A 21,544-nucleotide genomic window follows, 5' to 3' on the forward strand; every position below is an offset into this window, starting at 1 on the left:
AAAAGATACAAAGTCATCAGAATCATCGCCATGGTGTTACTCGTTGTGGGTGCAGTACAAATCATCCTCCAGGTTATGGAAGGGGGGAAGTCCGTCATTCAAACAATCGGCGCGGGTGGGTCGGCGATTGGCCTTGGCGGTGTTTTGTTTGGCCTGTCACTCAGGTTGGAAAACAAGGAAAGGGCTTCAGGAGATCCATCCGACACGCCCAAATGATGGGCAGGTAGCAAGGAAACAGTCACGCCCCGCTGATCGTTGCCGACCGCGCGGCCCCCTGGCCCCAAGGCCGGTTCACCCTCACCCGGATCCGCGCCGTGGGCGCCGAGCTTTGCGCGCCTTACGGGTGCGCACAACCATGGCATCCGTCCGGCACTGTGATGGCGGCACCTGATGTGAGACAATCGTCCCCACCTCCCCCAGTTGCGGAGTGGCGATCAACTCCCGGTTGGCGATACGGTGCATCAAGAGGTAGCTCAACAGCGCCAGCGCGACGCCAGCCCACCAAGGCAGCATCGCCACGATTTCCATGAGGTCCTCGGCCGGACTTTTCTTTCCGCGTCTTGACATGCTCGATGCTCCCCCTCATCCCCTTGTCCAAGAGGCCAGGAAGAAGCCGCGATGGTTACCCGCCTTGGAGTTTCGCGTATCCCCAAAATTTGGTGATCACCGATCCGCCCTGTGACACCGACGAGACCCGGAACACCTTGGTCAACGAACCCGGTTACTCCCATCCGATGCGGTGGCGCCGGGCGCAGTAGCTGAGGCCGATCCAGCGGGCCAGAAGTATGAGGCCATACAGCGTGCTGGGGCCGGCCAGAATCCAGCCCAGGAGCGGGACCCGCGACGTGAATGTCTCCACCGCGTACAGGGCACCCCAGACCAGGGCCAAACCGGCGACATCGAGTCCGTAGCCCGGAAGTGCCCGGGCCACCGCGGGCAGGACGATGTAAGGCAAGGCGGCTGCCAGCTGATCCGTGGCGGTGACGGCGATGACCGCCATTGGGAAATAGGCCGCACCCCAGACCGCGGCAACGAGTGTCGCGGGAAGATGCGGGTTGCCGTGTGTCCTTCGTCCGAAACCGGTTCAGAACATCCGCTCCTTGCGGTCCATGGGCACGGCCACCGGCCACACCCAGTCGTTGCTGGTGTCGTCGCGGACGAACCGGCCTCCGTCATCGCGGCCGTTCAGGCCCAGCGAGTACAATTGGAAAGTGGCGTCCCCGGTGCGGCGGTACTGGAAGGGCTTCCCGGTGCACGGGTCGGACGGCACCTCGGACATCAGCGTAGGCTTCAGAGCTTCCAGAGTTTCGGGATAGCCTCCGTTCGCCAGGCGGTAGCGCTCCAGGGCGCAGGCAATCTCGGCCATTCGGGAGATGGTGAGCAGGCGGTCAGCCTTTTCCATGGTCCTCTCCAGGGCGGGTGCCAGCATGAGAGTCAGCGTGGTGTAGATCGCCGGACCCTCCCGCTTCAATTGTTCCACCGGGCCTTCGCCGATCTGTGCGTCGGGCAGGTCTCCGGCAATCCACCGGGCGCAGCGCGCGGCCAGCAGTTCGTGGTAGCGAACGAGGGAAATTTGGTTTTGACGAACCCAGCCCCTGGGAAGCCGCGTGGCTGGGTGAGCCGGCCCGGGGGTTGCATCGGTGTCCGGGGAACCGGCGGTGGACGGTGCCGCACCCAACCACGATTCCATGTAGCTCAATCCAAATCGGAGTTCGCCCCGGAGCACGCGAGCCAGATTCTCCCGCGGACGTCGCGCGGCAAACAAGGCCTGAAGGCGCTGGAGCTGTTCGTCATTCCAACGATGGTCCGCCAGGCCCTCCCAGGCCATTCGTGTCCCGATGGTTTCGATGGCAATGGCCACCAGGTGGCTGATCATGAGGGGCTCGGAATCCATGAGGCGTGCCCAGCGCTCGTTGAACTCGATGTCGGCCAACGCCCTGTTGGAATCCCCGGCGCTCAGTCGTGCGGCACTTCGGAGCTGCAGGAGACCGCTGAAGGACTTTGCGCGCCCCAGAAACTTGAGGTAGGCCTCGAGATCCCCCTCGGACCCCGTTCGGAAGCGTGCCATCGGACGGTGCGAGGCGGCTTCGAGCTCCTCCAGTTCCGCCTTCCAACGATCCAGTGCGATGAGGACATCGGATGCCGGAGTGCCCGGCGTTGCGGGCAGTGGAAACTGTCCCGTTTCGCGAAGAGCCTCCTGCCACGAGGCGAGCGGCGTTCGACCATCGGTCAACTCCATATTGTCCGTGTTCAACCGGGGCAGCGTCATGGCGTCCACGCGGGCCACCCCGTTTGTGTCGCGCCAACGAATCTCCTGGCCCACCACGTCGTACTCCCGCAACGGGCGCAGGAGCGGCGTCGCGAACACATCCTGGTCCGCCGGCACGCTTGCGGTTCCGCCGAGGGGGGCATCAAGGGGATCGCCCTTGGCGGCGTACTCGCGGACCTTGGCCTGCCAGGCACGTTCGCCGCGCCAGTTCTCGAAGGCCCAGGCCAGTGCACCGAGCGTGACGACCAGGATTCCTGTGAAGAACAGGCCACGCAGCATGCGGAACCAAAGGGGCCGGAGGAGAGGTGAGTCTGGCTTCATGAGAGAATCAGCGCGTGGGATCGCGAAGAAACGCCTGGACGTCGCCCGCCCAGACGCGGCGCCGGGAGGGCGCTGCGGGGGCGGAGCGCTGCGGGCGGCCGCTGGGTTGCGGGCTCCTCCTCCAGAAGTGCGGTGATCAGCGCCTGCTGCTCGCGCCAGTCCATCCACGCCGGTGCGTGCGACCGGATGTCCCGTTTCGCCAGGGAGGTTCCCCGCCGGGCGGTTCGCTCGGCGCCGAATCCAAAGGCCATGACGGCAACCCAGAGTACCACCACCGCACCCCAGGCCCAGGGACCAGGCCAGAACAATTCCGACCATCGCCAGGACCGGAGCGTCGTTCGGGCTGGCGCGGAAGCCGGCGTGGAGACGGCGCCAAGGATCCGAGCCTTCAGTTCCGCTGGTGGAGTCCGCCAGGGCTGGGCCGCCATCCGCTCCTCCAGGCGGTCGGCAGCAGGATCGGCGGAGGAGGGACGGTTCATCGGATTTCCTGGTAAAGAGGACGCAGCAGCGTCCGCAGTTTGTCTATTCCGTAGCGGAAGCGGCTCGCCGCCGTATTGGGGGACAGATCCAGCAGGGTGGCGATCTGCTCGAAAGTCAGGCCCTCCCAGAGCTTGAGGTGCACCACGGCCCGCTGGTCGGGCGGCAGCTCCCGCAGGGCGTTGGCGAGCGCCTCGCGGAAGGCGGCTTCGTCCGGATCAATGGTCGGAGCAAACAGCGCAACTGGCTCCGTGGCCATGGCGTCCTCCGTCCGGCGGCGGGAGTCCCGCCGCCGCACGGTGTCCACCACCACATGGTGCGTCATGCGAAGGAGAAAGGCCCGGGCGTCGCGGAGATCCGCAGGCAGGATCTCCCGCCGGGCCAGCCGCATGAAGACCTCCTGCAGCACGTCCCGCGCCTCGGTCTCCGAGCGGGTCAACTGAAGCGCATACGCGAACAGCGCTGCGGCGTGCGCGTCGTAGAGCGGTTCAAGTTTTTCCTCAGGCATCGGCAGGTCCCGGTAAGGACGCATCCCGACCGTTCCCTTGTCTAGGATTGCCTCGAAAAGACGGTCCGGGCCTGGGGGCTCCCCGTCCGGGCCGAAACCGATCGGAGTGCTCCGCAAACCGCGCATCAAAGATCGGTTCCAGCACGTTACTCAGAGTCGCCTGGACCGCCCGGTCCCGCACCGTCGGGATCCCCAACGGGCGCTTCTCAGGCCTTCCGGGCTTCTCAATCCAAACGCGCTTCACCGCCTGGGGCTGGCAGATTCCCTCGCGCAGCCGTCACACCAGCAGGGTCATCTCCGCATGCAGCTCCTCTTCCAGTTGCTTGCAGCTTCGCTGGTCCACACCCGGCGCTCCGTCATTGCGGATCACTTGCCAGGCTCCCAGTTGCGGGTGAGTGGGATCACTCACCTTGTCCATCAGGCTATACCAGCGTCCTCCTTTCACCCAGTTCTTCAGGGCTTCCAGCATGCTGCACCCCGGCTAGGTTCTGGGTCGGAGCGAGCCGGGGAAGAACCGGCTTTACCTCTGCTTTGTTTTAAACTTTTGTTGCCAAGCGCGCCGCAGTTGGCTGGGGAATTCCCAATTGTCCGGGCGGAGCAAAAACGCCAACACCAAATTCTAAGAAACATGAACCATAGGCGATGGTCCCTGTTCCTCCTCCTGGCCATGTTGGGCACTCTAGGCTGGTGGCTCCTGGCGCGCCATCAGAGCCGACCTTCGGTTCTCCGCTGGAACGGTCAGTCGGCCGAATATTGGATCGGACGTTTGAGTTACCACGACCTCGAAGGTGCCGAAGTATCGGCAGAAGAGTTCCTGTTTTCGGCAGGCCCGGAGGTGGTTCCCGTTTTGACCAGCGGGCTGCAGAAGCATGACCATTGGATCTACGACCAGTGGCACGCCCTCTACTTCAAACTGGGGCAATGGCAGCGCTATTTCTCCTTGCCGGTTAACCGGGCGGGCTACCGGGCCAATTGCGCCCGTGGCCTGGGACTGATCGGGCCTCCGGCCTCTGCTGCGGTGCCAAACCTGAAGGTAGCGCTTCGAGACCCGAATCCGGAGGTTCGCAGGGCGAGCCTTGGCGCCCTGGGACGGATTACGCGTGGGACTTCGGGGGTGACCGAACTGTTGGTCGCCGGTTTGGCGGACCCCGATCCCCATCACCGCCTGGCTTGTCTTTGGGCATTGAAGCATTGCCTGCCAGGGCATCCCAAGGCGGCCGAGGCCCTGCGCGGAATCATGGTGGATCCCGATTCCAACTTTCGCGCCATCGCGGCCGAGGCGCTCGGGAGGGACATCACCTCGGCGCACCTGAATTTCCCGCTGCTCACCAACGCCCTCCACGACTCCAGCCTGGCAGTGCGGATGCGCGCCGCCCGCAGCCTTGCCCGGCTCCCGGGCGACCGCACCGGCTCAGCGGACGCCTTGCGGTTCGCCTTGGAGACCAAATTATCGTCAAGGAGCAATGACCTCGACATTCTCATCCTGATCGGTGCGCTAAGCGACTTAGGACCGGACGCCCGTTCGGCGAAACCCCTCCTGCTCCGCCTAAGCCAAACCAACGACGCCTCCGGAGACTACGCACTCATCGGGCTGGGGCGCCTCGAACCGGCTGATCCGCGCTGGACTGAAGAACTGGTGCTGCGTTTGGAACTGTCCAGCACGGGGGATCCCTTCGGCGTGGCCTGGGAACTGGGTCGACGCGGAGAATTCGCCCGCGACGCCCTGCCCGCCTTGGGGAGGCTGGCAACAATGACCAACAACGCCCGTCTGCAAACCATGGCGGCCACCTCCGCATGGCGCATCGATCCCGCCTCGCCGGAGCCCTTCAGCCTCCTGAGCAATTATTTATCCCCGACCTCCGTTTTCGGACGTTACGAAATCGTTCGTTTACTGGGCGAGCTGGGGCCGGCCGGCCGGCCCGCGGCTCCCGCCCTGCGGCGCCTGCTCTACAGCCGCGGAATCATGATGCACGACTATGCACGGGAGGCCCTGGAGTCCGTAGCGCCGGATATTCTCGAGAATCCGTGGAATTAAGTCGCGACAATTCCAACGTCACCCCGCAGCAATTTACTCACTCTCCGTGCGTCCATCCCTGACCCCTTCGTCTCCGCCCAACTCATCCAGAAGCGATGCCCTTTCGAACCGGAAGTGGGCTGATTCTGGGAAGTGGTTTCAGCCCGATCGCGGACCCGGTGAACGTGGTGGGGGAATTTGTGTTCAACGACAATGGTTCTTCCCAGTCGGGCAAATCGCTCGTTGTCAAAGTAGAAGAGGACGAATGCGGCCTCATGCTCCGTGGTGGGCGACGTGCAGCCGTAGGGCAAATTCGGCGAAGTGTACCACCGGCTGCCTGTCCCGGCGAGCTGCGACACCGCTCCAACCCGTTTGGTCGAATTGTTCCTGAGATTCAAAACCCAGAACGACTCGGTTCGATCGTCGGTCGGCATGAATTTTCCACCAGAAACGCGTTCGAGAGCATTGAGGAGGTATTCCCTCACATTGGCTGCCGCCGCGCCTCTGCCGCGAACCAAATGTTTAGTGGAGCATCGCTGATGCGAAATCGGCGGGATTGGCTGTCGAACGGACCCAACGCAGGCGGGGAAGCCTGACGACGACCCGATTTCAGCGTGGCGGACGCAGACTGATGATCATCGGCTGGAGCGGGGGTGAGTTGGCGAGGTCGTTTCGCATTCCTCATTCGCCAAGGCCGCGGCGGGTTGGGTTCGGCATCGGGAAGGCCCCGATCAAGATCTCCCGGGGATGGACAAACTGCCAGGCTCTTTGGCTCGTTAGCCTTGGAAGTCCGTCACGTGAATAGCGGTCTCCCGCTCCCAGTCCGCTGCGGACGCTGGCGTTCCGCCGGCTTGCTCCTGAAATGCGCCTCGTTCACTGCATCCCAAGAAGCCTCCGCTTCACGCCGCTCCTGTTCCTGCCCGCCTGGATGCCCGAAGCCGTCCGGGCCGCTGACTGGCTGGTGCATCCGGTGACCACCCCGTCCGCGGTGACCCGGAGCGCGGACGGCGGACAGCTCACCCTGGCCAACGGGCTGATCCAACGGACTTTCAAGACCGCCCCCAACCTGGCAACCATCAGCCTTCGCAACCTGACCTCCGGAGCGGAGTACGTGCGCGCGATCCGCCCGGAGGCCATCGTGACCTTGAACGGCCGCCGATGGGCAGTCGGTGGGCTCGAGGGGCAGCCCGACCACAGCTATCTTTCGCCCGCCTGGCTCCCCTCGCTGACCGCCGGCACCAACGCCTTCCGGTTTTCCGGACATCGCCTTGGCGCCATCGAGGCGCGCTATCCATGGGAGCCACGCTATGGTGCCACCCCTGCAGCCTGGCCGCCGAAGGGAACGCGCCTGACGCTCGACTTTCAGGCTCCAGAGGATGTGGGGGAATTGCAGGGCGTCACCGTCGCCGTCCACTACGAGATGTACGACGGACTGCCCCTTCTCGCCAAATGGGTGACCGTGTCGAACGCCGGCCCTGATGCGGTGACCGTGAACGCCCTGGAGGCGGAGGTGCTCGCCGTGACGCCCGACCAGCGGGACCGCCTGCTGGTGGACTGCGACGAAAGCCTGCCCTCCAGGGTGGACTGGGTCGCGGATCCGGACTGGCCCACCTTCGTGGCCACCAATCCCGGGGACGCCCGCTTCCTGCCGCGCTCCAGAGAGTATCTGCTGCGCTGCAGCTACCTCCTCGGCCCGTCCGCGTGGGTCCCGCCTGGCGGCCACTTTCAGTCCTTCCGCGTTCATGAACTCCTCCTCGAAGACGACGACCGGGAACGCACCGGACTGGCCCACCGGCGGATGTACCGGACCCTGACGCCCCAGGTCACCGAGAACCCGATCTTCCTGCATCTGCGCAACTCCGATTCCGAGTCCATCCGGCGCGGCGTGGATCAATGTGTCGCGGTCGGATTCGAAATGGTCATTCTCACGTTCTGGAGCGGATTCGACATGGAGAGCGAGGACCCGGAATACATCGCCCGCATCCGGGCCGATTTCGACTACGCCCACAGCCGCGGCATCAAGATCGGAGGTTACGTCCTGCTGTGCACCACCGCCTCCAAGGGCCCGGATCACGACGCCATTGACCCGGCGACCCACAAGCCGGATGGCAGCCTCTGCCTGGGCTCGGGCTACACCGACGCCTATTTCGAGAAGCTGTACCGATTCATGGACGCCACGGGAATGGACGTCATCGAAACGGATGGTCCGTATCACGGCTATGCCTGCGAATCGAGGTCCCACCGCCATCATCGCGGCGTGGAGGACTCGATCTGGGTGCAGTGGGCACGGCAACGCGAATTCTACAGGGCCTGCCTGGAGCGGAGGATCTACATCAATTCACCCGAATGGTATTTTTTTGAGGGCAGCAACAAGTGTCCGATGGGATACCGGGAGGAAAACTGGAGCCTGCCCCGCGAACTGCAGATTGTCATCGGCCGGCAGAACATCTACGACGGCACCTGGCACAAGACCCCGAGCATGGGCTGGATGATGCTGCCGCTGACCGAATATCATGGCGGGGGTCCGGCGGCGACGATCGAGCCGCTGTCCCGGCATCTGGACGCCTATGGCGCCCACCTGGCCCAGAATTTCGGCAGCGGGGTGATCGCGTGCTACCGGGGGCCGCGGCTTTTTGACACCGGGGAAACACGCGACCTCGTGCGTCATTGGACCGCCTTCTACAAGCGGCACCGTGACATTCTCAATTCCGACATCATCCACGTCCGACGTCCCGACGGCCGGGACATTGACTGCATGCTGCACGTCAATCCCGGCCTCGCCGAGCGCGGTCTGGCGATGGTGTACAATCCGCTCGACACCCCGGTGACCCGGACCCTCGATCTGCCGCTCTACTACACCGGTCTCACCGGGAAGGCATCCATCCGCCGGGAGGAGGATGCTCCGGCACTGTACTCCCTGGATGCGAGGGGCGTCGCGACGATTCCGCTGGAAATGGCCCCCCGAAGCGCCACCTGGTTGGTCATCAAGGATTCCAACGGAGGTCCGTAGCTCAGTTCATTCGGACGGCCGTGGTGCCATCGAGGCGCTTGGAAAGATCCACCGGATCCCCCACGGAAACTTCCATCGGGTTCACCTGGTAGGCCCAGACCTCGAAGTACGCGAGCTTGGCTTCGCCATAGATGGTGGAGAGCGCGCCGTCCACGGCATCCAGACCATGGGCGACCTTGATCCGGCCGATCCGGGGCACATTGAAACGCGCATCGAAATTGAACCACGAGCCATCGAGATAGACCTCGAAATAGGCGTGGAAATCCATCGGCGTGCCCGGGTCGGTGAAGCCGATGTCCGGCAGGTGCCCGGTCACGTAACGCGCAGGCAGGTTGAACGCGCGGCACAGCGCAATGGCGCAGTGGGCAAAGTCACGACACACCCCGTAGCGCCGTTCCAGCACCTCGGACGCCGAAAGGTCCGGCCGCCCGGAGGCGAAACGGTACTCAATGTTGCGGTGCAGCCAGTCACAAATGGCCTGAACGCGCTCCGCGCCGTGGAGGGTGTTCCCGAACTGCCGCCAGGCGAAGTCCCGCAGCTTGTCGGAGTCGCAGTACCGGCTCGGCAGCGTGTACCGCAGGAGATCCGTCGGCAGCCAGTTCAGCGGTGTGGGCGTCCGCCCCTGACCCTGCGCATCCGGCAGGGACGACACCGCGACCAGCGCATCGTGGCAGATCTCATTCGAGCCCGGCACCAACATCGCACGGTGGATCAGGTTGCCGAGCGCATCCTGAAACTCATAGGCGGGCAGGCCGTAACCGAAGCTCAGCTTTTCGGAGCACACCATCTGGCGTTCATCAAACCGCGGTCGCAGGACAAACAGGATCGGGGTTGGCACCGTGGTCTCATACACGATCCGGCAGCCGATGCGCACGGTGAGATTCAGGGGGACGAAGTTCACAGGGCGGCCTCCGCCCGGCGAGGGGCTGAAAGGGGGAGGTGGCGGGGAACCGGCTTTTCCATGGCCACACCGTCGCGCGCGCACCGAACGCGCGCCATGAGAAACCCTGGCGAAGTTTTACGACCTCGCGGGGAGTGTGTGACCTGGCGGGCGGGGAAATCCGGGAGCCTTGATCGGGGCCAACGATTGACCAAACCACAACGGGAGGGGTGCCCGGCGGCGGGTCCCCACCCGGCCCGGCCATCCCCCACTCCCATCGGCCAGACCCTGGATCAGCGGTTCGGTTGGGGCGTGTAGCGCAAATAGGGCTTAACGCGTCGGATTCCCCTGGGAAACAGGGTCTCGGCCTCCGCATCGGGAACCGCAGGCGTGATGATGCAATCCTCGCCGTCCTTCCAGTCCGCCGGCGTGGCCACCCGATACTTGGAGGTCAGTTGCAGCGAGTCCACCACCCGCAGGAGTTCCAGGAAATTCCGTCCTGTGGACGCCGGGTAGGTCAGCGTCAGCTTGATCTTCCGGTCGGGTCCGATGACGAAGACCGAGCGAACCGTCGCCTTGTCGTCGGCGTTGGGATGGATCATGTCGTACAGGGTCGCCACGGTGCGCGCGGGATCGGCGATGATCGGGAAGTTCACCGTCGTGCCCTGCGTTTCGTTGATGTCGCGAATCCAGCCCTGGTGGGCCTCCAGCGGATCCACACTGACCGCGGCCACCTTCACATTCCGGCGGGCGAACTCCTCCCGGAGCCTGGCCGTCGCCCCCAGCTCGGTGGTGCACACCGGCGTGTAGTCGGCGGGATGCGAGAACAGGATGCCCCACGAATCGCCAAGCCACTCGTGGAAGCGGATCACGCCCTCGGTGGTTTCGGCGGTGAAGTCAGGTGCGATGTCGCCCAGTCGGAGTGCCATGATAGGATGGAAGCTGAAGTTTTCGTGAATCAGGAGCCGGCAGGGAAATATCGAATTCCGGCCGGTATGGCAACGATTCCGAATCATTCAACGGCGGCGCATCCGCGATGCTTGCAGCAGGCCCGGGGTTCCCTAGCCTGCCACCATGTTTGATTCGTTGAGCGGCCGCCTGCAGGGCGTGTTCCGCGACCTGCGGGGCCTGGGCAGGATCTCGGAGGCCAATGTCAGCGACACCCTCCGCGACGTGCGGATGGCGCTGCTGGATGCCGACGTCAATTTCCAGGTCGCCCGCGATTTCGTCGAGGCGGTCAAGGTCAAGGCCCTCGGGGAGAGGGTCCTCCAGTCGGTCCAGCCCGGCCAGCAGATGATCAAGATCATCCACGACGAACTGGTCACGCTCCTCGGCTCCGAAAACGCCGCCCTGCAGCTCAATGGCAACCCGGCCTGCGTGCTGATGTGCGGCCTGCACGGGTCCGGCAAGACCACCACCTCGGCCAAGCTCGCCCGCTGGCTCACCCGGCAGGGCCGGAGCGTCCTGCTCGTCGCCGCCGACGTGTACCGTCCCGCGGCGATGGACCAGCTCGCCGTCCTCGGCAAATCCCTCGACATCCCGGTGTTCGTCAAGCCCGGCGAGACCGACGTCCTCCAGATCGCCCGCGAGGCGCTCGACCACGCCGCCCATTTCCAGCGCAATACGCTGATCTTCGACACCGCCGGCCGGCTGCAAATTGACGAGCCGCTGATCCAGGAACTCGTCCGGCTCCGCGACCTGGTGCGGCCCCAGGAGACGTTGCTCGTTCTCGACGCCGCCACCGGACAGGAGGCGGTGAACGTGGCGACGCACTTCGATCGCGCCCTGTCGGTCACCGGGGCGGTGCTGACCAAGCTGGATGGCGATGCCCGGGGCGGCGCGGCGCTGTCGTTCAAGTCGGTCGTCGGCCGTCCGATCAAGTTCATGGGGGTCGGCGAGAAGCCGGAGGATTTCGAGCCCTTCCATCCGGAGCGGATGGCCCAACGGATCCTCGGCATGGGCGACGTCGTCTCCCTGGTCGAGCGCGCGGCCGAGACCCTGGACCAGGAAAAGGCCCTCGCCCTTGAGGAGAAGATGCGCAAGGGACAGTTCACCCTGGACGACTTCCTCTCCCAGCTCCGCGAGATGCGCAAGATGGGGCCGCTGGAGAACCTGGTGGGCATGTTGCCCGGCGGCGGCGAAATGTTGAAGGGTGCGGACTTGAGCCGCGGCGAGAAGGAATTCCGGCGCATGGAGGGCATCCTCTGCGCGATGACCCCCAAGGAACGGCATACCCCGCAGATCCTCAATGCCCGGCGGCGTCAGCGGATCGCCCGCGGCAGCGGGGTGCAGGTGGCGGAGGTCAACAACGTGCTCCGCCGCTTTGACGAGATGCGCGACATGATGAAGAAGCTCGGCAAGTTCCAGAAGATGATGGGCCGCATGGGCGGCAAGCTCCCGGGAATGCCGGGAATGCCCGGCATTGGCGGACCGCCCTTCCGCCGCTAATCCCGTCCCGTCGCGGTTCATCCCCGCCGCGCATCCACGGCAACGGCCAGCAGATGCCCGGCCCAAACGGCGGCCAGGCACACCACGACGGATCCCACGACGTTGATCCCGGCCAGCACCCAGGCGCGATTCTGGATCAGACGCAGGGTTTGCACGCTGAAGGACGAGAACGTCGTGAACCCACCACAGACGCCCATCAGCAGGAAGTGGCGTCCTGACGGCTGGCCCAACCACCCGTAGTCGGGGGTCGCGAGTCCGGACAGGAATCCAATCGCCAGGGAACCGGCGATGTTCACCGCCAGAGTGCCCCACGGAAGGGTCTCCCCCAATCGCTCCCCCAGATACCGGACCGTCAGCAGCGCGGCGCCAAACCGCGCCATGGATCCCAGCGCGCCCCCAAAACCCACCCACAGGAAGTCCCGCCACATCACGGCGTCAGCAAACGACAATTCCCCCGGCGAACGAAAGCCCCAATCGGACCAAACCTGAGGCACTGAGGCGCGCCCCCGCCGTTGCGCACAAACCCATCAGGTTCGGCGCCATTCCGTCCGGGGTGGTTCCGGAAGCCCCTGCACGCGACAGGCGGTGCGGAAGTGCATCTTCGCGACCTTCGGCAACCGTCCGGCCCCGTGCCGCTCCACAAACGCGCGTCCCGCGGCGTCCACAGCCGCCGAGGCCCCCTTGGGCAGTGGCATGCCAAACTCCTTCTCCAGGGTGCGGAGGCGCCGGACGAATTCGTCCCTCGCCAGAATGGAGGCCGCCGCCACCGCCGGATCCTCCTCGGCCCGGTGCCGCTGCACGAGCTCCAGGGTGCGTCCAAGGGGCAGCAGCGCGCGGGCCACGGTGGACTTGTCGCGCGCGAACTGGTCGCTGATGGCCCGCACAGGCGCCGGGATCATGCGGTGACGCTGCTCCATGAGGTTCTCGATCACCCGGGCATGGCCCCAGGCCAGAACCCGGTTCACCGAACCCGTGGAGGCATGCATGCGATTGTAGGCCTCGTTGCCCACGGCAACCACGCTGTGGACGCAACCCGGCGTGTCCCGGATCACCCCCGCGAGCCGGGCAACCTGCGCATCGCTGGTGATGTGCTTGGAGTCGCGGATGCCGGCGTCCTTCCACGCGGCCAGGATCGCCGCGTTCACGTAAACTCCGGCGATGCACAGGGGGCCGAAGAAGTCGCCCTTGCCGGACTCATCCACGCCCAGACGCGGATGCAGCCGCTCGGGGTTCAGGACGCTTTCGTAACCCAGTTGGGCGGCCCCGAGGACCTGGGGCTCCAGAACGAATTCCACGAACTCGCGGGTGCCCCTGCCCTGCACCAGGAGCTTTCCGGACTGATAGCAGGTGACGTTCAGGTCCTTCTTCGCGCCGCTGTATCTCGCGTGCGGCACCTCGCGCAACCGGAACGTGCCGTCCCGAACGATGGCCTCCAGCGATGCCGCCTGCTCCGGGGTCAGGGTCGCCGTGTAACTGGTCACCAGCCCCACCATCGGATGCGGTGGGCGGAAGCTCAACGCCCAAAAACTTGCCGGCGCCGGAAACGAGTTCCGGGCTTGGAAAACCAGGGTGGAACACCCGAGCGTCCGCCGTGCCGCAACGCGCCCCGCCCCACCCTGCCCCGGAGAACGTCGTACGCGACCTCCTGCACTGGTTTCAGACGCATGCGCGGGACCTCCCGTGGCGCCGGACCCGGGACCCGTACGCCGTCTGGGTGTCGGAGATCATGCTGCAACAGACCCAGGTTCGGACCGTGGTTCCCTACTGGGAGCGCTGGATGCGTGAGCTGCCCGATGTCGCCGCACTGGCATCCGCACCCGAACACCAAGTGCTGAAACTCTGGGAAGGACTCGGCTACTACTCCAGGGCACGCAACCTTCAGAGGGCGGCACGGACGCTCCTGGAACGTGGGGGTGCCTTCCCTGAAACGGTGGCCGGACTGCTGGCACTCCCGGGCATCGGACGCTACACCGCGGGTGCCATCGCCAGCATCGCCTTCAACCAGCCCGCACCGATTCTCGACGGCAACGTGATCCGGGTGCTGACGCGCCTGCATGCGCTGGGTGGCGACCCAAAATCGTCGCGGCTCAACAAGCGCCTCTGGGCCACCGCCGGCGCCCTCGTTGCCTGTGCCGCAACGGTCTCCAAAAACGCCGCGGACCTCCCGAAGGGCACGCGAACGTGTTCCGCATTCAACCAGGCGCTCATGGAACTGGGCGCCCTGATTTGCACCCCCCGGAATCCCAACTGCGCCGCATGTCCCCTCGCCGCCTCCTGCCGTGCGCACATCGCCGGTCGGGTCCAGCGGTATCCGCAAGCCCGTCCCAAAGTTTCCCCGGTTCGCCGCCTCCGGGTTGTCCTGTTGGTCGAACGGTTGGGGCGGTGGCTGGTCCGGCAACGCCCGGCGCGCGGCATCAACGCCGGGTTCTGGGAGTTCCCGGAGGAGGCGCTCGACGACGCGTCGGCCGCGGTCCGGACTGCGGCCGCCTGGGCCGGGATTCCGGTTGCCGATGCGGTCTCCGTCGGGACGGTCCGTCACGCAATCACGAAGCACCGGTTGACGCTGGAGGTGGTTCGATGCCCGCTGCGCCGGGAATCGCCCGGGCTCGGAGATCTAGGCCGTTGGGTCACCTGGAACACCCTGCAAACACTGCCACTGACCGGGGCGCATCGGCGGATTGAACGGCAGTTCCTGTCACCCGGCGGCCAGTCCCACGGCCAGGAACCTCTCCCGAAGCAGGGGCAGCCTATCCGGCGTCGCCGGAATCCGTGACCGGATCGTCCGCAGCCTGCGGGTCCCGGAACCAGTCCACAAACAGCTCCTCGAGGGTGAGCGGAAACACGTACACCCGGGCACCCGGCAGGCCCCGCACCCCGGCGAGCTGCCCCTCGTCCGTCACCCGCGCCAGGGCCGTCACCACCGGTCCCAGTGACGTGGACCGCAGGGCACCCGGAATCGCAAAATTGGGGGGCGGCGCATCGCCCGGAAATACGACCTGCACCCGTCGCATGGTACGCTGCCAGTCTTCCACCACCCCGTCGGCGACGACGCGTCCGTGGTCCATGATCCCCACCCGTGTGGCCAGACGCTCCAGGTCCCCCAGCAGGTGGGTGGAAAGCAGGATCGTGCAGCCGTCTCCATGGAGCAGCGCCTCAATCAGACACTGGTTGAGCTCGCGCCGGGCAATCGGATCGAGCCCGGCGGCGGGCTCATCGAGCAGGATCACCTCAGGGCGCGAAGCGAGAGCGAGGGCCAGCGCGGCGAGGCGTTGATTGCCCCCGGAAAGCCGGGCAATCGCCGTTGTCCGCGGCAGGTCCCAGCGACGGGTCAGGTCGCGCAGCAGATTGGCATCCCAACGGTCGTAGAGCCGGCTGGTGAACCGGTTGAGGTCCTCCAGCGACATCCAGTCCGGCAACTGCTGGCTCTGCGACAGGTAGGCGATGCGCTGCCGGTGGTCCCGACCCGCCTCCCAAAGGCTTCGCCCGAGAATCCGCGCCTCCCCGCGGTCCGGACGCAGCAGCCCCATCAACAGGCGCAGCGCGGTGGTCTTGCCGGCGCCGTTGCGGCCAATGAGCCCGAACACCTCCCCGGTGCCGACGTGCAGATGGAATCCGTTGAGCGCAATGGCCCCGTTGCGAAAGGACTTGGCCAGACCCCGCGCATGGATCACGGGCTCCATCGGGCGCACCGCGGTCAGTGGCCGCCCGCCATCACGGCGAACTTCACCGGCTCGGACTCATCCCCACGTGCCGGTCCCAACGCACTCATCTCCTCCCGCACCACCGTGATCACCTTGGGCGTCGGCACCTGCAACTGCGTCGCCTCCACGGCCAGTTGTTTGGCAGACCGGCGGAGCGCGCCTTCCTGCTCCGATTGGGTCAGCAACGGGGCGGCCGGCGCAATAAAGGCCCCCTTCCCGTGACGCTTCTCGATCACGCCCTCCCGCTCCAGCTCGGTGTAGGCCTTCACCACGGTGGTGGGGTTGACCGCCAAGGCGGCGGCGAGCTCGCGGATGGACGGGATCTGATCGCCCGGCCGCAACGTGGCGCCGGCCACGTAGTATTTGATCTGGTCCATCATCTGCCGGTACACCGGCACCCCGGACCGTTCGTCAATGTGCAGATGCAACTTGGGGTTCATGCGACACCTTTCACCAGTGTTTGTTCGCTGCCAAACAGCGCCTGTCAATCACCGAACGGACGCCGGTGCGGCGCGGGTCCTTCGGGAAAACCGGCCATCGGTCCCGTAGCGACCTCCAACGCAGGAGTTGGCCGGACACCCAGCTGGTTCACGGAATCGCGAACGCGGCCCATGCTGGAAACCAGCTCCTCATACAACGCAAACCGGCCATCCAGCTGCATCCGAAGCCCCGGTTCCATTCCGGGAGCGGCCGCGTCCAGCCGCTGGCGGGCTTCGTCCAGCAATGGACCGGGATTGAACTCAACCGTCGCGGTCCCCTCCGCCACACGCCGGCCCAGCAGTTTGAACCCGTCCACCACACCCCCGGCAACGAGATGGAGCGCCTGATGGACGTCGGACGGGACCGCCGCCAGGTCAACAGTCAGGCGATGGTGCACCAGCGCCAGCAGCGACAGAAACGCCGACTGGGCGTCCGCGACAAGCCGGACGACACCGGCGCGATCCGGCGCGGCACCGGCCGGTCCGGCGCCTTGTTCGAACTTTGACTCATCGTGGAGGCGCAGCGTGCTCGAAAGATCCTGGTACACCTGCCAGCGCCATCCCCGAACCGGTCTTGCCTCCATCGGTGACGGTCCCGCGCTCAGTCCCACGCGCGCAAGTTCGGACATCGAACCGAAGACGGAGGCGAGTGAACGGCGCATGGCGGCCCCGGCGAAGGCGAAGCCCCCCGTCCATTGAAACGTCAGCAATGATATCAGGATCCCGAGCAGGACTCCCATGACACGGTCGCGTGCCTGCGTCAGATCCGTTGTCGGACCAAGGCCGTTCAGGACGGACAGGGCAAAGGCGAGTCCGATCTGAATCCCGGCGTAGGAGGTGCGCTGGCCGCCGGCAATGATCCATCCAGCGAGGGCCATCACCGCGGCGGTCACCACCACCAGGGACGCGAGGCCGGTCATCACCGGCATCAGGACCACGATGGTCAGGAGCCCGATGCCGCCTCCGATCACCGCGCCGGCCAGTCGCAGAGCCGCCTTTTGCAGGCTCGCGCCCAGGGTCGCCTGCGCCACGATGATGGTCGTCCAGACGGCAGTGGACAGCCCCGGCCATTGCAGGCCCTGGTACGCGATGTAGGCCAGAGTCGCCGCGAGGCCGACGCGGAGGGAGAACAGGATCGCATCGGTATTGGCGGGCGAGAAGGCCGGGGTGAAGAACGCCCCGCGTTCCGGGGAATCCAGGGACAACCGCTGCGGGATCGGCCCCGGGCGTTTTCGGTCGGGATCCAGAAATCCGGCTGCCTGGGTGAGCGACATGACGCTCTGCTCAAGGTCCAAAAGCCAGGGCAGCAGGGACGCGCCACCACCGTGGGCGACCGGATCTTCAGCGGGCTGGCCGGCAGGACGTTCCAGAGCTCCGGCGGGTTGCCCCCGTTCCAGCGCGTCTCGAACCCGGGCGCACTGGTCGGCGACGATGGCCAGACGCTGGCGAACTGCCGGCGGCGGGTCGTCCGACCGGTGGGCAAAGGACAGGGCCGCCGTGAGCAAATGCTCCACCGCGCCAATGAGGGCGGCCTGTTCCACGTGACGCTGACGCAGCGATGGATGGCGGGACTCCGCGTGGTCCAGCAGGTCCAGTTGATTGGAAAGCCCGGTCAGAAGGAGCGCGCCGGACCCGGAGGTATCAGCGACGGATCCGTGGCTGCGGGCACGCACGATCTCTTCGACCGCCTTCAACCGCCGGATCAAGGACTCGAGGAGCATCGCCTCCGGATCACCCGGCCAAAGGAACAACTGCGACGCCATGCCGATGACCGCCCCGAGCAGGACGAGGGCAATCCGCCACAGGCCCACCTGAAGTCCCTGATCGGCACTGCTGCCGGTCGCCGTCAGGACCATGATGGCAGTGACGCCAGCCAGGAATCCAAAGTAGGGGGCCGTCGTCGTCCGGGAGAGGAACATGAAGCACGCGGCCAGCGGACCCAGCAGTGCGACGCGCATCCACGGCTGGTCCACGAACGCCACGTGGGCGACAATTCCGGTCGCGGCTCCCAGGAGCGTCCCCTCGATGCGCAGTACGGCCCTGGCCAGTGAGGCGCCGGCATTGGCCTGGCTGACGATGAGGACCGTGATGATGGCATACGACGCGTGCGGCGCCTGCAATGCCATGACCAGCACGGTGGTCGCCACCGTGGCGATCACAATCCGGGCTGCCGCCACGGCCCGCCCCGGAGTCGGTGCCAGCTCCGCGCGAAAAAACTCCAGGATCCGATGCTCCCAGCCCGCGGCCGGGCTGTTCCCGGGCCCACTCATGGGTGGGGCGACACTTCCGGCTCCGCAGCGGATCCTTCCCGTCCCTGCAGGGTGACCACCGCGGTCATCCCCATGCGATATGGATGGTCCACATCCGGAGGCTCCAGACGGATTCTCACGGGAATCCGCTGCGCCAACCGAACCCAGTTCAGCGATGGGTTCACGCTGGGAACGACGCCAGCCTCGGAATCATCGGACGAGCGCACCGCCCAGCCAATGCCCTCCACCGTTCCCGCAAAGCGGCGGCCGGGATAGCCCAACAGAAACACCTCCGCGGGCATTCCGGTCTTCAGGTGCTTGAGGTACGTCTCCTGAAAATTGGCGATGACATACCACGTCCGGATGTCCACCAGGGCGAACACCTGCTGCCCGGCCTGCGCATATTCCCCCTCGGAAATGTTCAGGTTGGTGACCCGTCCGCGAAACGGTGCCCGCACCCGGCAGTAGTCCAGATTGAGTTTGGCGCCATTGACGGCCGCCTCCGCCATCATCAGGTGGGCATTCACCTCACCAAACTGGGCCAGGAGGCTCTCCTGGCGCGCCAGTTCCTGGAGTCCCCTCGCCAGGGCCGCCTCCGCGACCCTGGCCTTCGTCCTGGCGTCTTCGTAGGCGTCCGTGGTCACAAACCGTTCCTCCACAAGCGCCGCCAGGCGTCGGACGTGATCGGCCGCGAAGGCCTTCTCCAGCTCAAGCTGTCCCACCATGGTCGTGGCCGCAGCCACCGCATTCGAGACGGCGGCGACCTCGCTGCGCGCCAGCAAGAGGCGGGCTTCCGCCCGCTCGAGCTCCACTTCGAACGGGCGGGGATCCACGACAAACAGAAGGTCGCCCTCCAACACCTCCTGATTGTCCTGGATGGCGAGCCGGGTGATCGGGCCGCTCACATGGGGCGCCACTCCCACCACATTCGCCCGAACGACGGCGTCATCGGTGCGCGGGTGATGATAGAGCCGGCGGGCCACGTAAAACGTCACGAGGACGCTGGACACAAGAATCGCCATGCCGAGCACCCGGCCTGTGGCCCGCAGCCAGCGGGGGTCCTGGGGATTCTCCATGGGGCGTCACCTCCCGAACAGCACGAGCCAGGCGAGACACGACAGGAGCAGTGTCAAGCCGGGGTAGATGAGCATCAGGGGGCCCAGATGGCGCTCCAAACGCAACGCCGCAAAGGCAAAACGCGAGGCCATCGTGAGCCCGGTCCCCAGCGCCAGGCACCAGATCCAGGCCGGAAAAAGCGAACCGAAAACGTTGATGCTTGGATCACACCCGGTGGCCAGAAGCAACAGCCCCGCCAGAAATCCCCATCCACCGGATTGAATCGCCTTCAAAATCATGGACCGGACCTCCTACCGCCCCGTACGCCGGGAGACCTCGTCACGGCTCCCCGTCTCCTGTCGTGGTTCCCCGATCGCGAAGGCGAGGGCGGCGGACGAGGTCAGAACATCCGCCCGCCCCCGCACCAGGATCATTCGTGCCTGGGCCAGATCGCGTTCGGCCGTCAGCAACTGGACGACGGTACCCAGGCCGTTGTCGTACGCCCGCAGGGCGGACTCGTAGCCGTTCTCCGATGCCGTCAACAAAGCCCGGGCAAAATCATATTGGACGAAGGATGCCCTGGCGTTGGCGTACGCCTGCCACACCTCGCGCTGCGCCTGAAGTTCCAGCGCGACGAGCCGGGACTCGGCTTCGTCACGCCGGCTCTTCGCCTCCCGCACCCGGTTGTTCCGCTCGAACCCGTCAAAGACATTCCACGAGAACGTCAGATACGCAGCGTACTCGGCCTCAGTGTAGGAATAGGAGGACGACGGATTGCCCGGAGCCGTCACGTACCATCGCCCCAGATTCCCTCCGGCCGTCCCGCTCAGCCCAATACGGGGGCGGAATTCGGCCTCGGAACGGCGCACCTCCGCCTCCCGGGCCCGGACCTCCGCAACTTGCGCGGCCAAATCCGGACGCTGCCGCATCGCCCGATCCATGGCGGATTCGACGGACGCCACCAAATGGGTCGGCAATGCCTGCGATGACAGGTCGCCCATCGGCAACACCAAGGACGGGGAGATCCCGACCGCCTCGGCCAGGAGCGCCCACGAGTCGGACACCCTCCGACGTGCGGTCTGCAGATCGAAATTCGCCCGCGCCAATTCCTGGCGGGCCTGGAGCAGGTCGGTCTCCGTCCCAAGTCCGCGTTCCAGACGCACCTCGGCGGCCCGCTCCACGCTCCGCGCGGTCTCCAGACTCGCTTCAGCGGCGGCCTGTTCGGCGCGGCTGGTGTCGAACGCGTAAAAGGTCCGCTGCACATCGAAGGCAAGACGCTGGTGGGCGCGATTGAATTGGAGGTTGGCCTGCAGCAACTGCTGCGCGGCCCCTTCAAAAGCGGCGCGGCGCCGGCCGAAATCAATGAGGGACCACTGGAGGGACACGCTGGGATTTATGCTGGGACCCTCCGCCTCCAGGATTCCCCCCGGAGCCGGGTAGTCCTCGTGGGTGTATCCTCCGGTGGCCAGCAGCGCCAGGACCGGCGCATAGGCGCTGTCGGCAATCCCCAAACGCGCCGCGGCGGTCCGGGCCTGTTCCCAGGCCACACGAGTCGCGGGATTGTTGCGCTGGGCGAGATCAATCAGGTCGGCCAGATCGTTGGTCCGGGCAACGGCCGCGGCGATCCCGCCGTCGGCCGGCAGGTTTCCCGTCAGCCGGTGGGTCGGGTGCACCGCGCCCGTGGTTCCCGGGTCCCTTCCCTGCCCCGGGGCGAGGGGCATGCCGGTGACTGGCCACGGCTTCCCGGGGCGCGACGGCGCGTACTGGTAGGGGTTGGTCGCCGCGGAATCCTGCAGGGACGTACAGGCACTAAATCCGCAGGGCAGGACCAGCCATGAGAAACGTATCACCCATTTCGCCATGTTGAATTCTGGTGATCACGCAGCTGCATCCCGGCCCGACGCTTCGACGCTAAAGAGGCCCCGCACAGGTGTCCAGTTCCCACCCGAAACGAGAAGACGACACCAGGGCGGGCGGGCGGCTCCCCGAGGTCTCCCGTTTCGCGGCCCTTGTGTCCTTCGATTCCATCGAACTGCCGCGTCCACGATGGGCAGCCGCCCGGCTCATCCAGCCTGCGGATGAAGTCCGAATCTGACCGTGCCCCTGTATCGCCCCCCGGGGCTTCACCCGCC

21 protein-coding genes are annotated in these 21,544 nt (G+C 65.9%); 6 read left to right on the forward strand and 15 right to left on the reverse strand.

All coding sequences use genetic code 11. The features are described from left to right. Window positions 1-216, forward strand: a 216-nt coding sequence (locus KF791_11685; GenBank protein ID MBX3733242.1) for a hypothetical protein, incomplete at its 5' end; no start/stop codon positions are given. Window positions 217-721: 505 nt separating this feature from the next. Here KF791_11685 and KF791_11690 read toward each other — a convergent pair. From KF791_11690 to KF791_11710, 5 genes are all read right to left on the reverse strand, one after another. Next, on the reverse strand, window positions 722-1,000 hold the full coding sequence (locus tag KF791_11690; protein ID MBX3733243.1) for a hypothetical protein: 279 nt from the start codon (window positions 998-1,000) through the stop codon (window positions 722-724). Between the two features lie 84 nt (window positions 1,001-1,084). After that, on the reverse strand, window positions 1,085-2,548 hold the full coding sequence (locus KF791_11695) for a type II secretion system protein GspG (protein MBX3733244.1): 1,464 nt from the start codon (window positions 2,546-2,548) through the stop codon (window positions 1,085-1,087). 38 nt (window positions 2,549-2,586) lie between these two features. Further along, window positions 2,587-3,069, reverse strand: a complete 483-nt coding sequence (locus tag KF791_11700; GenBank protein ID MBX3733245.1) for a hypothetical protein — start codon at window positions 3,067-3,069, stop codon at window positions 2,587-2,589. Beyond that, entirely contained in the window at window positions 3,066-3,575 is a 510-nt protein-coding gene (locus KF791_11705) for a sigma-70 family RNA polymerase sigma factor (protein MBX3733246.1), read from the reverse strand. The genes KF791_11700 and KF791_11705 overlap by 4 nt, the downstream gene beginning before the upstream one ends. A gap of 277 nt (window positions 3,576-3,852) precedes the next feature. Next, the gene (locus KF791_11710) at window positions 3,853-4,044 is read right to left on the reverse strand and encodes a hypothetical protein (protein MBX3733247.1); all 192 of its coding nucleotides are present in this window, start codon (window positions 4,042-4,044) and stop codon (window positions 3,853-3,855) included. Between the two features lie 159 nt (window positions 4,045-4,203). Between KF791_11710 and KF791_11715 the strand changes: the two genes are divergently transcribed. The 3 genes from KF791_11715 to KF791_11725 all read left to right on the forward strand — a co-directional run bounded on the left by KF791_11715 (window position 4,204) and on the right by KF791_11725 (window position 8,599). Continuing rightward, complete coding sequence (locus KF791_11715) at window positions 4,204-5,610, forward strand: HEAT repeat domain-containing protein (protein MBX3733248.1); 1,407 nt, start codon at window positions 4,204-4,206, stop codon at window positions 5,608-5,610. Between the two features lie 95 nt (window positions 5,611-5,705). Then, window positions 5,706-6,185, forward strand: coding sequence for a hypothetical protein (locus KF791_11720; GenBank protein ID MBX3733249.1), 480 nt, complete (start codon window positions 5,706-5,708; stop codon window positions 6,183-6,185). Between the two features lie 266 nt (window positions 6,186-6,451). After that, entirely contained in the window at window positions 6,452-8,599 is a 2,148-nt protein-coding gene (locus KF791_11725) for an alpha-galactosidase (GenBank protein ID MBX3733250.1), read from the forward strand. A gap of 1 nt (window position 8,600) precedes the next feature. Here the strand turns inward: KF791_11725 and KF791_11730 are convergent, their stop codons facing one another. Then, window positions 8,601-9,500, reverse strand: a complete 900-nt coding sequence (locus tag KF791_11730) for a transglutaminase family protein (GenBank protein ID MBX3733251.1) — start codon at window positions 9,498-9,500, stop codon at window positions 8,601-8,603. A gap of 272 nt (window positions 9,501-9,772) precedes the next feature. Beyond that, a complete protein-coding gene (locus KF791_11735; protein MBX3733252.1) occupies window positions 9,773-10,408 on the reverse strand; it encodes a peroxiredoxin in 636 nt (211 codons plus the stop codon). A gap of 145 nt (window positions 10,409-10,553) precedes the next feature. On the opposite strand from KF791_11735, the gene ffh reads away from it, so the two are divergent. Next, window positions 10,554-11,927 carry a signal recognition particle protein gene (gene ffh / locus KF791_11740; protein MBX3733253.1) on the forward strand — a complete coding sequence of 458 codons (1,374 nt, stop codon included), beginning with the start codon at window positions 10,554-10,556 and terminating at the stop codon, window positions 11,925-11,927. A 17-nt stretch (window positions 11,928-11,944) separates the two neighbouring features. Here ffh and crcB read toward each other — a convergent pair whose 3' ends face one another. Further along, on the reverse strand, window positions 11,945-12,355 hold the full coding sequence (gene crcB, locus KF791_11745) for a fluoride efflux transporter CrcB (protein MBX3733254.1): 411 nt from the start codon (window positions 12,353-12,355) through the stop codon (window positions 11,945-11,947). Between the two features lie 99 nt (window positions 12,356-12,454). Then, window positions 12,455-13,420 (reverse strand): ribonuclease HIII, encoded by a 966-nt coding sequence (locus KF791_11750; GenBank protein MBX3733255.1) that lies wholly within the window; start codon window positions 13,418-13,420, stop codon window positions 12,455-12,457. Between the two features lie 98 nt (window positions 13,421-13,518). Between KF791_11750 and mutY the strand changes: the two genes are divergently transcribed. After that, a complete protein-coding gene (gene mutY, locus KF791_11755; GenBank protein MBX3733256.1) occupies window positions 13,519-14,700 on the forward strand; it encodes an A/G-specific adenine glycosylase in 1,182 nt (393 codons plus the stop codon). Here mutY and KF791_11760 read toward each other — a convergent pair. From KF791_11760 to KF791_11785, 6 genes are read right to left on the reverse strand one after another with little or no spacing between them, the layout of a single operon-like run. Then, on the reverse strand, window positions 14,675-15,607 hold the full coding sequence (locus KF791_11760) for an ABC transporter ATP-binding protein (GenBank protein ID MBX3733257.1): 933 nt from the start codon (window positions 15,605-15,607) through the stop codon (window positions 14,675-14,677). The genes mutY and KF791_11760 overlap by 26 nt on opposite strands. 14 nt (window positions 15,608-15,621) lie before the next feature. After that, window positions 15,622-16,068, reverse strand: a complete 447-nt coding sequence (locus KF791_11765) for a GntR family transcriptional regulator (GenBank protein MBX3733258.1) — start codon at window positions 16,066-16,068, stop codon at window positions 15,622-15,624. Window positions 16,069-16,112: 44 nt separating this feature from the next. After that, the gene (locus tag KF791_11770; GenBank protein ID MBX3733259.1) at window positions 16,113-18,377 is read right to left on the reverse strand and encodes an FUSC family protein; all 2,265 of its coding nucleotides are present in this window, start codon (window positions 18,375-18,377) and stop codon (window positions 16,113-16,115) included. Further along, window positions 18,374-19,432 (reverse strand): HlyD family secretion protein, encoded by a 1,059-nt coding sequence (locus tag KF791_11775; protein MBX3733260.1) that lies wholly within the window; start codon window positions 19,430-19,432, stop codon window positions 18,374-18,376. The genes KF791_11770 and KF791_11775 overlap by 4 nt, the downstream gene beginning before the upstream one ends. A gap of 6 nt (window positions 19,433-19,438) precedes the next feature. Next, window positions 19,439-19,711 carry a hypothetical protein gene (locus tag KF791_11780; GenBank protein ID MBX3733261.1) on the reverse strand — a complete coding sequence of 91 codons (273 nt, stop codon included), beginning with the start codon at window positions 19,709-19,711 and terminating at the stop codon, window positions 19,439-19,441. A gap of 12 nt (window positions 19,712-19,723) precedes the next feature. After that, the gene (locus KF791_11785; GenBank protein ID MBX3733262.1) at window positions 19,724-21,274 is read right to left on the reverse strand and encodes a TolC family protein; all 1,551 of its coding nucleotides are present in this window, start codon (window positions 21,272-21,274) and stop codon (window positions 19,724-19,726) included. Between the last annotated feature and the right edge of the window lie 270 nt (window positions 21,275-21,544).

The sequence above is a fragment of the Verrucomicrobiia bacterium genome, from assembly GCA_019634635.1.
In the GTDB taxonomy this organism is placed as follows: Bacteria; Verrucomicrobiota; Verrucomicrobiia; order Limisphaerales; family UBA9464; genus UBA9464.

Coding starts and splice junctions, on each gene's coding strand:
- KF791_11695 (MBX3733244.1), bottom strand. CDS start 2,548: ATGCTGCGTGGCCTGTTCTTCACAGGAATCCTGGTCGTCACGCTCGGT.
- KF791_11725 (MBX3733250.1), top strand. CDS start 6,452: ATGCGCCTCGTTCACTGCATCCCAAGAAGCCTCCGCTTCACGCCGCTC.
- KF791_11770 (MBX3733259.1), bottom strand. CDS start 18,377: ATGAGTGGGCCCGGGAACAGCCCGGCCGCGGGCTGGGAGCATCGGATC.
- KF791_11750 (MBX3733255.1), bottom strand. CDS start 13,420: ATGGTGGGGCTGGTGACCAGTTACACGGCGACCCTGACCCCGGAGCAG.
- KF791_11735 (MBX3733252.1), bottom strand. CDS start 10,408: ATGGCACTCCGACTGGGCGACATCGCACCTGACTTCACCGCCGAAACC.
- KF791_11785 (MBX3733262.1), bottom strand. CDS start 21,274: ATGGCGAAATGGGTGATACGTTTCTCATGGCTGGTCCTGCCCTGCGGA.
- KF791_11710 (MBX3733247.1), bottom strand. CDS start 4,044: ATGCTGGAAGCCCTGAAGAACTGGGTGAAAGGAGGACGCTGGTATAGC.
- KF791_11760 (MBX3733257.1), bottom strand. CDS start 15,607: ATGGAGCCCGTGATCCATGCGCGGGGTCTGGCCAAGTCCTTTCGCAAC.
- KF791_11780 (MBX3733261.1), bottom strand. CDS start 19,711: ATGATTTTGAAGGCGATTCAATCCGGTGGATGGGGATTTCTGGCGGGG.
- crcB (MBX3733254.1), bottom strand. CDS start 12,355: ATGTGGCGGGACTTCCTGTGGGTGGGTTTTGGGGGCGCGCTGGGATCC.
- KF791_11720 (MBX3733249.1), top strand. CDS start 5,706: ATGCCCTTTCGAACCGGAAGTGGGCTGATTCTGGGAAGTGGTTTCAGC.
- KF791_11705 (MBX3733246.1), bottom strand. CDS start 3,575: ATGCCTGAGGAAAAACTTGAACCGCTCTACGACGCGCACGCCGCAGCG.
- KF791_11690 (MBX3733243.1), bottom strand. CDS start 1,000: ATGGCGGTCATCGCCGTCACCGCCACGGATCAGCTGGCAGCCGCCTTG.
- KF791_11775 (MBX3733260.1), bottom strand. CDS start 19,432: ATGGAGAATCCCCAGGACCCCCGCTGGCTGCGGGCCACAGGCCGGGTG.
- KF791_11700 (MBX3733245.1), bottom strand. CDS start 3,069: ATGAACCGTCCCTCCTCCGCCGATCCTGCTGCCGACCGCCTGGAGGAG.
- KF791_11765 (MBX3733258.1), bottom strand. CDS start 16,068: ATGAACCCCAAGTTGCATCTGCACATTGACGAACGGTCCGGGGTGCCG.
- KF791_11715 (MBX3733248.1), top strand. CDS start 4,204: ATGAACCATAGGCGATGGTCCCTGTTCCTCCTCCTGGCCATGTTGGGC.
- ffh (MBX3733253.1), top strand. CDS start 10,554: ATGTTTGATTCGTTGAGCGGCCGCCTGCAGGGCGTGTTCCGCGACCTG.